Below are 12,703 nucleotides of genomic sequence, written 5' to 3' on the forward strand. Positions count from 1 at the left end.
GCCCCCTACGCGCAGCGGAGAAAGGGATGTCCGTGCGCAAATTCATTGCCGCCGCCGTACTCGCTGTGGTCGCCGCGACGGGCCTGTCGGCCTGCTCGTCCGCGTCCGACCCGAACGTGCTGAAGATCGGTACCGAGGGCACCTACGCGCCGTTCAGCTACCAGGAGGGCGGCACGCTCACCGGCTACGACGTCGAGGTCGCGCGCGCGGTCGGCGAGAAGCTCGGCAAGCAGGTGGAATTCGTGCAGACCCCCTGGGACTCGATCTTCGCCGGCCTCGAGTCCAAGCGCTTCGATCTGGTCGCCAACCAGGTCACCGTGAACCCCGAGCGCACGGCCAAGTACGCGCTGTCGCAGCCGTACACGACCTCCGAGGGCGTGATCGTCACCAAGTCCGACAACACCTCCATCACGTCGCTGGCGAGTCTGGCGGGCAAGACCACCGCGCAGTCGGCCACCAGCAACTGGAGCAAGGTCGCGTCGGGCGCGGGTGCGAAAGTCGAAGCGGTGGAAGGATTCGTGCAGGCGGTGCAGCTGCTGAAGGCCGGTCGGGTCGACGCCACCGTCAACGACACCCTCGCGGTCGGTGAGTACACCAAGAAGACCGGTGATACCGGCATCAAGATCGCCGCGCAGACCGGCGAGACCAGCAAGCAGGCCTTCGCCGCCCGCAAGGACGACACCGCGCTCATCGCCGACGTCGACAAGGCGCTGGAGCAGTTGCGCGCCGACGGCACCCTGGCTCGTCTGTCGGAGAAGTACTTCGGCACCGACGTCAGCAAATAGCGGATGGATCCGGCTACCTGGGAGCTGATCCGGCACAACCTGGTACCGATGCTGAAGGCCGCGGTGACGATGACGTTGCCGCTCACGGCCGTCAGCTTCGTCATCGGCCTGGCCATCGCGGTCGGTGTCGCGCTGGCGAGGATGTCGACGCGGCGGGTGCTCTCGGTGCCCGCCCGCTTCTACATCTCGATCATTCGCGGCACCCCGCTGCTGGTCCAGCTGTTCATCGTGTTCTACGCGCTGCCGCAATTCGGGATCGTCATCGATCCGTTCCCGGCGGCGGTGATCGCGTTCAGCCTCAACGTCGGCGGATACGCCGCGGAGGTGGTGCGCTCGTCGATCATGAGCGTGGCGCACGGGCAGTGGGAGGCGGCGGAATCGCTGGGCATGACCTATGTCCAGACGCTCTGGTACGTCGTGTTCCCGCAGGCCGCGCGGATCGCGGTGCCCCCGCTGTCGAACACGCTGATCTCCCTGGTCAAGGACACCTCCCTGGCCTCGACCATCCTGGTCACCGAATTGCTGCGCACCGCCCAGCTGGCCGCCGCGCCCACCTTCGACTTCTTCGCCCTCTACGGCGTCGCGGCGCTCTACTACTGGGTGATCTGCCTGATCCTCGGCTTCGGCCAGAGTCGTTTGGAAACAAGACTTTCCAGACACGTCGCCGTTCGGTGACCACTGATTTCGTGAACACATGGGTAACTCATCGGGAACGCTCGGCCCCTGTTCCCGCCGAAACCGCCGGTCCGGTCGCCAGGTGACCACGACCCTCCGACCGGCCAAATTCACGGAGAGGCGGATGAGCATTAGGCTGGGGGCCGTGATGCGACGGACGAAGATTGTGTGCACCCTGGGCCCGGCCACTGCTACCCAGGATCGTATTCGTGAGCTCGTCGAAAGCGGCATGGATGTGGCCCGGCTGAACTTCAGCCACGGCGACCACGCCGACCATGCCGACAACTACAAGATGGTCCGCGCGGCCTCGGACGAGACCGGCCGCGCGGTCGGCATCCTCGCCGACCTCCAGGGCCCCAAGATTCGCCTCGGCCGGTTCGCCGACGGCAAGACCGTGTGGGCCAACGGCGAGCAGGTGCGGATCACCGTCGACGAGGTCGACGGCACCCACGACCGCGTCTCGACCACCTACAAGGAGCTCGCGCAGGACGCCAAGGCCGGTGACCGGCTGCTGGTCGACGACGGCAAGGTCGGCCTCACGGTGGAATCGGTCGAGGGCAACGACGTCGTCTGCCGGGTCACCGAGGGCGGCCCGGTGAGCAACAACAAGGGCCTGTCGCTGCCCGGCATGAACGTGTCGGTGCCCGCCCTGTCCGAGAAGGACGTCGCCGACCTCGAATTCGCCCTGGAGCTGGGCGTCGACTTCATCGCGCTGTCGTTCGTGCGGTCGCCGTCCGACATCGAACTCGTGCACGACATCATGGACCGCGTCGGCCGCCGGGTGCCGGTGATCGCCAAGCTGGAGAAGCCCGAGGCGATCGACAACCTCGAGGCGATCGTGCTGGCCTTCGACGCGGTGATGGTCGCCCGTGGCGACCTCGGTGTCGAGCTGCCCCTGGAGCAGGTGCCGCTGGTGCAGAAGCGCGCGATCCAGATGGCGCGGGAGAACGCCAAGCCGGTCATCGTCGCCACCCAGATGCTCGAATCGATGATCGAGAACTCCCGGCCCACCCGCGCGGAAGCCTCCGACGTCGCCAACGCGGTGCTCGACGGCGCCGACGCGGTGATGCTGTCGGGGGAGACCTCGGTCGGAGCGTGGCCGATCGACGCGGTGCGTACCATGGCCCGCATCGTGACCGCGGTCGAGTCCGAGACGTCGCGGGTGCCACCCCTGACCCACGTGCCGCGCACCAAGCGCGGCGTGATCTCCTACGCCGCCCGTGACATCGGCGAGCGGCTCAACGCTAAGGCGCTCGTGGCGTTCACCCAGTCCGGTGACACCGTGCGTCGGCTGGCCCGCCTGCACACCCCGCTGCCGCTGCTGGCGTTCACCCCGATGCCGGAGGTCCGCAGCCAGCTCACGCTGACCTGGGGCACCGAAACGTTCATCGTGCCCATGGTGGACACCACCGACGCGATGATCCACCAGGTGGATCAGGCGCTATTGTCGCTGGAGCGTTATCGCAAGGGTGACCTGGTGGTCATCGTTGCCGGTTCCCCTCCGGGTACCGTCGGTTCCACCAACCTGATCCACGTGCACCGCATCGGCGAAGAGGACCACTAGTAGTGAGCATTTCGATCGGCATCGAGACCACACAGGGCGAGCCGACACCCGATCTGCGGGTGTTGCTCGACCTGCTCGACCTCGAGTCGATCGGCGAGGACACCTTCTTGGGCAACCACCCCGAGAAGGTGTGGAGCCGCACCTTCGGCGGGCAGCTGGTGTCGCAGGCGATCATCGCCGCCGGACGCACGGCGGGGGATCGGCCGCTGCACGCGATCAACGCGCATTTCGTGCGCGGCGGCGATGTGAAGAAGCCGATCGAATACCACGTGCAGCGCCACCGCGACGGCCGCGCGCTCGCCAACCGGACGGTGACCGCCAGCCAGGACGGCCAGGAGCTGTTCGTCATGCTGGCCGCGTTCCAGGACTGGGGCAAGGGCCTGGAGCACGCGCACGAGGGCCCGGATGTGCCGGATCCCGAAACCCTGCCCCGGGTGGAGGAGAGCTTCGTCGGCTTCGAGGACAAGCTGGAGATGTTCATCAAGGCGCCGCATCCGATCGACATGCGCTACACCAACGATCCGTCGTGGATCCTCAAGGGCACCGGCGAGAAGCTCAATCACAACCGGGTCTGGATGCGCACCGACGGGGCGTTGCCGGATGATCAACTGCTGCACGTGGCCGCGCTGGGCTACTCCTCCGACACCACCGTGCTCGATTCGATCATCACCACGCACGGTTTGTCGTGGGGGCTGGACCGGATTCTCGCGGCGACGGTGAACCACTCGATGTGGTTCCATCGCCCGTTCCGGTTCGACGACTGGGTGCTCTACGCCACGGAGTCGCCGGTCGCGGCCGGTTCGCGTGGTTTGGCGACGGGCCGGTTCTATTCGCGCACAGGCGAATTGATCGCCACGACCGTGCAGGAAGGCGTCATCCGGCACTTCCCGGCCCGCTGAGCGCCGTGGTGTGGCCCCGCTGAGGTCAATCCGGCCGGAGAGCTCAACGCAGTTCGTGGTCGAGCTCGGGTGCGACCACGTCGGTGCGCTGATGGGCGCGCAAGGTGAAGGGCACACCGTGCGCGTGATGCGGTGGGGCCGCTCCGTACACGGCCAGCGCCAGCCCACGCTCGAGGTCGGCGATGTCGGCGTCGGTGAGATCGGCCGGATCGCCGACCAGGCTCAGCGCGATCTCGTAGGTGCTCTCCGTGCTCGGCTCGAGGCAGGGATAGCTACCGCGCCACTGTGATTCGAGTTCGTGATGCACCGGGTCGCTCGCGTCGACGGGCATGGTGAACCGCCATGCGTAGACGTCACGCTCGTGCACGTGGTCGTCGAGAACCGTCCGGACACTGGCGACGATGCGGTCGAGGATCTCCGGCGTCACATACACATGGAGCGAAACATCCGAAATGCGTTTCGGCAAGTCTGTAGTCCCGTCGTGTGTCGAACCTGCAAGGGGTAACCACCCACGTCCGCGCCGAAGTCTAATCCCTGCGCGCCGTGGCGAACAGCCCTAGCTCAGCGTCTGCGTTGCGCGGCGAGAAAGGCCGACAGTGGGGCGCCGGGTCCACTGGGAGCTATCACCAGGCCGGGCCGATCGGTGTCGCCGGCCCGTTTCGTCTGCTCGTGGGGGGCGAGCGCGCCCAGCACGGGAAACAGCAATTCGGCGATTCGATCGCCGACCTCGAGGAACGCCGCGGGCGAGAGGCCGATCGGGTCGGCGATGTTCTCGCGGCCCACATAGGCCAGGTTGTTGCGCGCGTGGTGCAGTGCGGCAATGGATTTCGCACCGGTGACCTTGGCGATGCGATGGGCCTCGGCGAGGGTGAAGGTGCGCGGGGCGGTGCCGAAGGCCAGTTCGCCGACCTGGTCGCGTAAGGAATCGGTCATCGTCAGCACCAGATCGGCGCGATCGACCATCTCGGGCTTGAGCTTTCGGGCCTTGAAGCCGGCGGTGTCCCCGCCGAGGCCCTGGATGGTCTCGGCGGCCATCGGATCGGGCGGAAAGCCGACCAGGGCCCTGGTGCCCGCGCTCTCCGCGGTGAGGCCGGGTAGAGCGTGCTCCGTCGCGAACGCCCGGGTGAGCCGTTCGGCGATCACCGACCGGCAGACATTGGAGTTGCAGACGAAGAGCACGTGCATACCGACACCGTAATCGGGTCGATTGTCACGGAGTAGGCCGGAATTGTAACCATCACAAGCGCGGTACTACTTATTCACCTTTCGGTTGAACGCCGTACATCATTCACGATGCGCAAATCTGTTGTGTGTGACCGTGATACCCGCGAGATAGGGGGAAGAAACCTCGCGGTGATATGTGTCGGTTGTCACTCTTTTCGGTCATAATAATTCGATTCGGAAATGACCGGCGGCACGGCCGGTGGAGTGCCGTGCACGCGGCCCCTGGTGGAGAACATCGGCCCGCGCGCGGGGACGACCGGCGCGAACGCCGCCAGCCCCGTCGATGTCGACATGTCGTCGTAGACCGCGTCGATGCCGCCACGGCGGAAGTAGGCCTCGTGCCAGAAGCCGGTGCCGCCGGAATCGCGCAGGAATTCGCCCCACCACTGCCGGTGCGGTTCCGATCGCGTCCAGCGCTCGAGCGAATCCAGATCGCGCCAGTACTGCCGGGCGCCCCAATGCGGTGGAAACATCGACCACACGATGTCCTCGTGCAGCAGCAAACCGTCGGGCCGGTCGGCATGTGAGCGATACAACTTCGGGCCGACGCCGAGCAGCCGCAGCATCCCGCGCGGGGTGCGGACACGCATGCCGAGCAGGATCATCACCAGGTCGGGGTAGGCATTCAGGTCGACCGTAGTTCTGTGCACGCGCATGATCGCAGCCCCTTCCAAGGTGCTCTTTCGAGGTACTACGGGGCAGGTGGACGTCCGGTTCGACCGGCGGTTCGCTTCCCGGCGCGCCGAGACGCTATAGTGACCGCGGTGCGCCGGGTTGGCGGAACTGGCAGACGCGACGGTCTCAAAAACCGTTGTCCGGAAGGACGTGTGGGTTCGAGTCCCACACTCGGCACCACGGCGGAAGCGCGGCGTACGTAGCCGCGCTCCGCGGGGGAGTATCCGGCGCAGGGTGTGCGCGATCTCATCGCAGGCGCATTCTCTGCGCGGAAGCAAAAGGTACTCTTTACATCGCCAGTCGTGGTGTGATCGACAGGCATCGGAATCCAGAGGGGTCGAACCTATGAGCACGAATGCAGCCGGCGCCACGCGTGAGGCCGCGGCCAAGCGGGTCGTCGTCGCCGAGGATGAGGCCTTGATCCGGATGGATCTCGTCGAGATGCTCAAGGAAGAGGGCTACGACGTCGTCGGCGAAGCGGGCGACGGACAGCAGGCTGTGGAGCTCGCCGAGGAACTGCGCCCCGATCTGGTCATCATGGACGTGAAGATGCCGCGCCGTGACGGTATCGACGCGGCCGCCGAGATCGCGTCGAAACGTGTTGCGCCCGTGGTGATCCTGACCGCATTCAGTCAGCGCGATCTGGTGGAGCGTGCGCGGGACGCGGGTGCGATGGCCTATCTCGTGAAGCCGTTCACCAAATCCGACCTGGTCCCCGCGATCGAACTGGCGGCCAGTCGTTTTCACGAAATCACGGCGCTGGAAACCGAAGTCGCGAATCTCTCGGACCGTTTGGAGACGCGCAAACTGGTCGAGCGGGCCAAGGGTGTGCTCATGCAGACCCAGGGGCTCTCGGAGCCGCAGGCGTTCAAATGGATTCAGCGCACGGCGATGGATCGCCGCACGACGATGAAGGCGGTCGCCGAAGTCGTGCTGGAGAACCTCACCCCGCAGTGACGCGGTTCGGCTCTTACCGCCGCGTGGGCCGAAAGCAGAAAATGTTTACGTAAGCGAAACAATAATGTGAACTATTGCTGGACAACCGACCTCCGACATGATGCGAATGTGATGCGGATCTAACAAAGCGGCGATATGTTCTCTGCGGGCTGAACGTGGTCGGCCCCCTCGGTGAACCCGGGGAGCACAGGACATAGAGGTGAGACGTGCTCAGTTCGACATGGCGCAGTCGGTCGACGCGGGGAGTTCTGGTAATCGGAGCTGCCGCGTCGTTGGTGTTGTCCGGATGCAGTGACAAGTCGTCGGATGGCGGCGGTGGCGGCAACACCGATCTCTCCATCCAGTCGGTTGTTCAGCTCGATACCCAGGGTAAGGCCGTCGCGACGACCGACGCCGGTGCGGCCGCGGACCCCGCAGGCGACGGCAAGGCCAAGTGCGCGCCCCTGACCCTCGGCATGGCGGGCCCGCTGACCGGCGGCAATGCCGCCCTCGGCATCAACATCATCATGGGCGTGAAGCTGGCGCTCGACCAGCACAACAAGGCCAATCCGGACTGTCAGGTCTCGGTGAAGCAGTTCGACACCGAGGGCAAGCCGCAGATCGCCAGCCAGGTGGTTCCGACGATCGTCGCCGATCCGAACATCGTGGCCCTGGTCGGCCCGACCTTCTCGGGTGAGACCAAGGCGACCGGCCAGATCCTCAGCGAGGCGGGCATGCCCACGCTGACGGCGTCGGCCACCAACCCCACGCTCACCCAGAACGGCTGGAAGACCTTCTTCCGCGGCCTCGGCAACGACGACTCGCAGGGTCCGGCCGTGGCCAACTACCTGACCGGTGAGAAGGGCTTCAAGAAGATCTGCGTCGTGCAGGACAACACCGACTACGGTGCCGGCCTGGCGAAGGCCTTCATCACCGCCGCGGGTCCCGCGGCCGACGCCTCCTGCGCCACGAGCGTCAAGGAAGGTGACAAGGACTTCTCGGCAGCGGTCTCGAAGCTGTCCGCGGCCAAGCCCGACGCCATCTTCTACGCCGGTTACTACGCCGAGGCGGCACCGTTCGTGCAGCAGCTGCGTTCCGGTGGCGTGACCGCGGCCTTCGTTTCCGCCGACGGCACCAACGATCCCGAGTTCGTCCGGCAGGCCGGTTCCTCGTCCAAGGACGCGCTGCTGTCGTGCCCGTGCAGCCCCGCGCCGGAGAAGTTCTCCGCCGATTACAAGGCGCTCAACGGCCAGGCGCCCGGCGTCTACTCCGTCGAGGGCTACGACCTGACCACGATCCTGCTCAAGGGAATCGATGCCGGCAAGGTCACCCGCGCCGAGCTGGTCGACTACGTCCGTAACTACAACGGCACCGGCGTCGCCCGCCAGTACAAGTGGGGCGAGACCGGCGAGCTGGCCAACATCCAGATCTGGATGTACCAGGTCAAGTAGTTCAGATGATGTGTGCAGCGGTGCGCGTGGCAGTGATGACACCCGCACCCCGCGCCGGTAGCGGGAGTAAACATGAACTAAGCCGCGGCGCGCGGTGTGTAGCTGTTGGCCGAAGGGTCCATCGATTTCAACGTCTCCGGGGTGATCGACCAGTTCTGGCGATTGACCGTGGACGGCCTCACCTATGGCTCGATCTACGCCCTGGTCGCTGTCGGCTACACGCTGGTCTACGGCGTGCTCCGACTGATCAACTTCGCCCACTCCGAGATCTTCATGCTCGGCATGTTCGGCACCTACGTGGGACTGGAACTGCTCGGCTTCGCGCCCAGCGGCAACGTGTATTCCCAGGGTGTCCTGCTGACAGTGCTGTACCTGGGCTTGGCGATGCTGTTCGGCATGCTCGTCTCGGGCATCGCGGCGGTGGGGCTCGAACGAGTCGCCTACCGGCCGCTGCGCAGGCGCGGCGCGAAACCGCTGGCGTTCCTGATCACCGCGATCGGTATGTCGTTCGTGATCCAGGAATTCGTGCACTACATCCTGCCCAAGATCAAGCCGGGGCTCGGCGGCTCCAACGCCCAGACCGGTATCCGGCTCGTGGAGCCGAAGGTGCAGTTCAGCTTCCTCGGCGCGCAGGTCACCAATGTGGCGCTGGTGATCATCGCCGCGGCCGTCGTGCTCGCGATCACCACCGAAATCGTCATCAACAGAACCAAATTCGGCCGCGCCATCCGCGCGGTCGCCCAGGACCCCGACACCGCCACCCTGATGGGTGTCTCGCGCGAGCGGGTCATCGTGCTGACGTTCCTCATCGGCGGTCTGCTGGCAGGCGCGGCCGCGATGTTGTACACGCTCTACATCCCCACCGGCATCATCTTCTCCGGCGGTTTCATCCTCGGTATCAAGGCGTTCAGCGCCGCGGTGCTCGGTGGCATCGGCAACCTGCGCGGCGCGCTGCTCGGCGGGTTGATCCTCGGCATCGCCGAGCAGTACGGGCAGATCCTGTTCGGCACCGAATGGCGTGACGTGGTCGCGTTCGTGCTGCTGGTGACCGTGCTGATGTTCCGGCCGACCGGCATCCTCGGCGAGAGCCTGGGGAGGGCACGCGCATGACAGACCTGACGAAAACCCCGAAAGCGCCTGTCGCACCGCAGGATCGACGTGGCATCGGCGATGCGATCCGGGTCTGGTGGGACGGGCTCTCGCGTCCGGCCCAGTGGGCCGTTGGCGTACCGATCATCGCCTTGCTGGCGCTGATGCCGCTGTTCCCGCCCCCGCTGCTCGACACTCCGGGCGTGAGCTTCGGCGGTGTGATGGCGCAGTTCGCCATGTACGCGCTGATCGCCATCGGCCTGAACGTGGTGGTCGGCCAGGCCGGTCTGCTCGACCTGGGTTATGTCGGCTTCTATGCCGTCGGCGCCTACACGGTCGGCCTGCTGACCAGTCCGAACAGTCCGTGGAACCAAACCGACGGCGGCTGGCTGCAACCCGGCTGGGCGTGGGTGGCCTGCCTGCCGATCGCGATCGCGCTGACCGCGCTCGCGGGCCTGATCCTCGGCGCGCCGACCCTGCGGCTGCGCGGTGACTACCTCGCGATCGTGACGCTGGGCTTCGGTGAGATCGTCCGGCTGATGGCCGACAACCTGGGCGACCTGACCAACGGCAGCCTCGGGCTGTCCAAGATCGCCTACCCCACGGTCGGCGAATCCGAGGCGCACCCCGGTGGTTTCTTCTCCCCGGGCAACCTCGGCGACACCAGCAGCTGGAATCCCTTCCAGCGGGCCAGCAACGGCACCTGGTGGTTCTGGCTCGGTATGGCCTTCGTGATCGTGGTGCTGCTGATCATCGGCAACCTCGAGCGCAGCCGGGTCGGGCGCTCCTGGGTCGCCATCCGCGAAGACGAGGACGCCGCCGAGATCATGGGCGTGCCGACCTTCAAGTTCAAGCTGTGGGCGTTCGTGATCGGCGCCTCGGTCGGCGGTCTGTCCGGCGCGATGTACGCCGGTCAGGTCACTTACGTCAACCCCAAACAGTTCGACATCATCTTGTCGATGTTGTTCCTGTGCGCAGTGGTGCTGGGTGGTTCGGGCAACAAGCTCGGCGTGATCGTCGGCGCGTTCCTCATCGCCTACCTGCCGATGCGGTTGCAGTCGGTGCAGCTGGTGTCCAGCGAGTCGACCGGTTACCTGCTGCTCGGCCTCGATGTCGCGCTGCTGATCGGGCTGTGGTTGCTGTGGCGGTGGAAGAAGGACGCGCTGGCCGCGTGGGTCCGGCGGACAGTGATCGGCGTGGCGATCGTCGCGGTGATCCTCGGCCTGCTGCTGTTCGGCAGTGTGTTGCTGTTCCGTCCGGGCGGCGCCCAGAACCTCGGTGACCTGAAGTACCTCTACTTCGGCATCGCGCTCGTGGTGATGATGATTCTGCGGCCACAGGGTCTGTTCCCGGTGCGGCAGAAACTGCTCGCCTACGGCAGACAGGTGTACCAGGCGGTCGTGCGCAAGCCGGCGGCCGAATCGATCGGAGCAGGGCGATGACGGGGCCGGGCGCGGGAGACGCGCTGTACGACAACGAAGACATGAAGGCCGGCTACCAGCCGCCGCCCGAGGTCGAGCCGACCGGCGAGGTCGACGTCACCGCGGTGCTGCCCGAGCTCGCCGATGCCGAGACCGTCGCCGAGGTGGTCGCGCCGCATCGCGAGATCGAGACCGCGGTCGGCGAGCCCCTGCTGCGTACCGACGGTCTGACCGTCAAGTTCGGCGGTCTGACCGCGTTGGACGGGGTCAGTTTCGAGATCCGCCGCGGCGAGATCCTCGGTCTGATCGGCCCCAACGGCGCGGGCAAGACCACCTGCTTCAACGCCATCACCGGCGTCTACAAGCCCGCGTCGGGCAGCGTGCACTTCGACGGTCGGCCGCTGGCCAAGACCAAGCGCAACGAGATCACCCGGATGGGTATCGCGCGCACGTTCCAGAACGTGCGGCTGTTCGGCGAGATGACGGCGCTGGAGAACGTGGTCGTCGGCACTGACGCGCGCCACACCACCTCGGTGCCCGGCGCGGTGTTCCGCACGCCGAAGTTCCGGCGCGAGGAGCGTGATGCCATCGAACGCGGCATGGCGCTGCTCGAGTTCGTCGGCATCGCGCCACGCGCGGTGGAGAAGGCCCGCAACCTGTCCTACGGCGATCAGCGCAGGCTCGAGATCGCGCGGGCGCTGGCCACCGAGCCCAAGCTGCTGTGTCTCGACGAGCCGGCCGCCGGTTTCAATCCCAGCGAGAAGTCGGCGCTGATGGACCTGATCCGCAAGATCCGCGACGACGGCTACACCGTGCTGCTCATCGAGCACGACATGCGCCTGGTGATGGGCGTGACCGACCGGATCGTGGTCCTGGAGTTCGGGCGCAAGATCGCCGACGGCCTGCCCACCCAGGTGCGCGAGGACCCGGCGGTGATCGCGGCCTACCTCGGCGTGCCCGACGCGGACACGATCGAGGAAGTGCGCGAGGGATCGGTCGCCGCCGCGGAGGAGGGGGCGACGCCGGTGGCGGACGCCGTGGTGGTGCGCTCGCGGGACGAGCCGGAGGCCGTGGTCGAGACCGAGGCGCCGCTGCTCGAGGTCCAGGACATGGTCGTGAACTACGGCCGGATCCAAGCGCTGCACGGCATTTCGCTGTCGGTCGCCCAGGGTGAACTGGTGACTCTGCTCGGCGCCAACGGCGCGGGCAAGACCACCACCATGCGGGCGATGTCGGGCCTGCTGCCGCTCACCTCGGGCCGAATCCTGTTCCAGGGCAAAGACATCACCACCATGAAAGCGCACGATCGGGTGGTCGAGGGTCTCATCCAGGCGCCGGAGGGCCGCGGTGTCTTCCCGGGCATGACGGTCGCGGAGAACCTCGACATGGGTTGCTACGGCAGGCCTTTCGAGAAGAAGACCGAGTATCAACAGACCCTGGACTGGGTCTTCGAACTGTTCCCCCGCCTGGCCGAACGTCGCAAGCAGGTCGGCGGCACGATGTCGGGCGGCGAACAGCAGATGCTCGCGATCGGCCGCGCCCTCATGGCCCGGCCGAAGCTGCTGCTGCTCGACGAACCCTCGATGGGTCTGGCCCCCATGGTGATCCAGCAGATCTTCCGGATCATCAGCGAGATCAACCGCCAGGGCACCACGGTGCTGCTCGTGGAACAGAACGCCCAACAGGCCCTGACCCGCAGTGATCGCGCCTACATCCTGGAAACCGGCGAGGTCACCAAGTCCGGTCCGGGTGCGGGATTGCTCACCGACCCTGCGGTCATGTCGGCCTACCTGGGCGTCGACTAATTGCCGGCGGCGCGGGGACTCTCGACGATGCGGCGGGGAGTCGCGGGTGCGAGGGTCACCTGCGTTCGGTTGTCCCAGGCGGTTCGACGCTGTGTTTGTTGGAGCGCTGGCGCGCTCGAGTCGCGGCCCTGAGGGGCCGCCGGTTAGCCACCGGGGCTTGCTCCTTCGTCGCCTACGCC

The 12,703-nt window shown here is 66.4% G+C and carries 12 protein-coding genes, 1 tRNA gene and 1 pseudogene; 11 read left to right on the forward strand and 3 right to left on the reverse strand.

Going from position 1 to position 12,703, the window contains the following annotated elements:
• Nucleotides 1-26 precede the first annotated feature (26 nt).
• The 4 genes from ACWGCN_RS27370 to ACWGCN_RS27385 all read left to right on the forward strand — a co-directional run bounded on the left by ACWGCN_RS27370 (nt 27) and on the right by ACWGCN_RS27385 (nt 3,923).
• The gene (locus ACWGCN_RS27370) at nt 27-785 is read left to right on the forward strand and encodes an amino acid ABC transporter substrate-binding protein (protein ID WP_449972098.1); all 759 of its coding nucleotides are present in this window, start codon (nt 27-29) and stop codon (nt 783-785) included.
• A 3-nt stretch (nt 786-788) separates the two neighbouring features.
• On the forward strand, nt 789-1,460 hold the full coding sequence (locus tag ACWGCN_RS27375; RefSeq protein WP_452460330.1) for an amino acid ABC transporter permease: 672 nt from the start codon (nt 789-791) through the stop codon (nt 1,458-1,460).
• Between the two features lie 145 nt (nt 1,461-1,605).
• Nucleotides 1,606-3,024 carry a pyruvate kinase gene (pyk, locus tag ACWGCN_RS27380; RefSeq protein WP_378995802.1) on the forward strand — a complete coding sequence of 473 codons (1,419 nt, stop codon included), beginning with the start codon at nt 1,606-1,608 and terminating at the stop codon, nt 3,022-3,024.
• A gap of 2 nt (nt 3,025-3,026) precedes the next feature.
• The gene (locus tag ACWGCN_RS27385; RefSeq protein ID WP_378995663.1) at nt 3,027-3,923 is read left to right on the forward strand and encodes an acyl-CoA thioesterase; all 897 of its coding nucleotides are present in this window, start codon (nt 3,027-3,029) and stop codon (nt 3,921-3,923) included.
• A gap of 43 nt (nt 3,924-3,966) precedes the next feature.
• On the opposite strand, the gene ACWGCN_RS27390 is transcribed toward ACWGCN_RS27385, so the two are convergent.
• From ACWGCN_RS27390 to ACWGCN_RS27400, 3 genes are all read right to left on the reverse strand, one after another.
• On the reverse strand, nt 3,967-4,350 hold the full coding sequence (locus ACWGCN_RS27390; protein WP_452460329.1) for a hypothetical protein: 384 nt from the start codon (nt 4,348-4,350) through the stop codon (nt 3,967-3,969).
• Between the two features lie 134 nt (nt 4,351-4,484).
• On the reverse strand, nt 4,485-5,108 hold the full coding sequence (locus tag ACWGCN_RS27395) for an arsenate reductase/protein-tyrosine-phosphatase family protein (protein ID WP_378995659.1): 624 nt from the start codon (nt 5,106-5,108) through the stop codon (nt 4,485-4,487).
• A gap of 185 nt (nt 5,109-5,293) precedes the next feature.
• Nucleotides 5,294-5,803, reverse strand: coding sequence for a monooxygenase family protein (locus ACWGCN_RS27400; protein WP_378995656.1), 510 nt, complete (start codon nt 5,801-5,803; stop codon nt 5,294-5,296).
• Nucleotides 5,804-5,915: 112 nt separating this feature from the next.
• On the opposite strand from ACWGCN_RS27400, the gene ACWGCN_RS27405 reads away from it, so the two are divergent.
• The 7 genes and pseudogenes from ACWGCN_RS27405 to ACWGCN_RS27435 all read left to right on the forward strand — a co-directional run bounded on the left by ACWGCN_RS27405 (nt 5,916) and on the right by ACWGCN_RS27435 (nt 12,524).
• A tRNA-Leu gene (locus ACWGCN_RS27405) sits at nt 5,916-6,002 on the forward strand.
• Between the two features lie 165 nt (nt 6,003-6,167).
• Nucleotides 6,168-6,779: an ANTAR domain-containing response regulator gene (locus ACWGCN_RS27410; RefSeq protein ID WP_056824610.1), complete on the forward strand. Its 612-nt coding sequence runs from the start codon at nt 6,168-6,170 to the stop codon at nt 6,777-6,779.
• A 272-nt stretch (nt 6,780-7,051) separates the two neighbouring features.
• A complete protein-coding gene (locus ACWGCN_RS27415; protein WP_378995653.1) occupies nt 7,052-8,209 on the forward strand; it encodes a branched-chain amino acid ABC transporter substrate-binding protein in 1,158 nt (385 codons plus the stop codon).
• A 102-nt stretch (nt 8,210-8,311) separates the two neighbouring features.
• Nucleotides 8,312-9,319: a branched-chain amino acid ABC transporter permease gene (locus ACWGCN_RS27420; protein ID WP_452529132.1), complete on the forward strand. Its 1,008-nt coding sequence runs from the start codon at nt 8,312-8,314 to the stop codon at nt 9,317-9,319.
• Nucleotides 9,316-10,740 carry a branched-chain amino acid ABC transporter permease gene (locus tag ACWGCN_RS27425; RefSeq protein ID WP_452453817.1) on the forward strand — a complete coding sequence of 475 codons (1,425 nt, stop codon included), beginning with the start codon at nt 9,316-9,318 and terminating at the stop codon, nt 10,738-10,740. The genes ACWGCN_RS27420 and ACWGCN_RS27425 overlap by 4 nt, the downstream gene beginning before the upstream one ends.
• A 41-nt stretch (nt 10,741-10,781) precedes the next feature.
• Nucleotides 10,782-11,687: pseudogene (locus ACWGCN_RS27430) on the forward strand (ABC transporter ATP-binding protein); the annotation flags it as partial.
• A 141-nt stretch (nt 11,688-11,828) separates the two neighbouring features.
• Entirely contained in the window at nt 11,829-12,524 is a 696-nt protein-coding gene (locus ACWGCN_RS27435) for an ABC transporter ATP-binding protein (RefSeq protein WP_378995800.1), read from the forward strand.
• The last annotated feature ends 179 nt before the right edge of the window (nt 12,525-12,703 follow it).

It is taken from the genome of Nocardia sp. NPDC055050, from assembly GCF_053608345.1.

What these genes read in the sequence shown, in the direction of transcription:
- ACWGCN_RS27370 (WP_449972098.1), top strand. Translation starts at nt 27, where the DNA reads ATGTCCGTGCGCAAATTCATTGCCGCCGCCGTACTCGCTGTGGTCGCC.
- ACWGCN_RS27375 (WP_452460330.1), top strand. Translation starts at nt 789, where the DNA reads ATGGATCCGGCTACCTGGGAGCTGATCCGGCACAACCTGGTACCGATG.
- ACWGCN_RS27395 (WP_378995659.1), bottom strand. Translation starts at nt 5,108, where the DNA reads ATGCACGTGCTCTTCGTCTGCAACTCCAATGTCTGCCGGTCGGTGATC.
- ACWGCN_RS27400 (WP_378995656.1), bottom strand. Translation starts at nt 5,803, where the DNA reads ATGCGCGTGCACAGAACTACGGTCGACCTGAATGCCTACCCCGACCTG.
- ACWGCN_RS27410 (WP_056824610.1), top strand. Translation starts at nt 6,168, where the DNA reads ATGAGCACGAATGCAGCCGGCGCCACGCGTGAGGCCGCGGCCAAGCGG.
- ACWGCN_RS27425 (WP_452453817.1), top strand. Translation starts at nt 9,316, where the DNA reads ATGACAGACCTGACGAAAACCCCGAAAGCGCCTGTCGCACCGCAGGAT.
- ACWGCN_RS27435 (WP_378995800.1), top strand. Translation starts at nt 11,829, where the DNA reads ATGGTCGTGAACTACGGCCGGATCCAAGCGCTGCACGGCATTTCGCTG.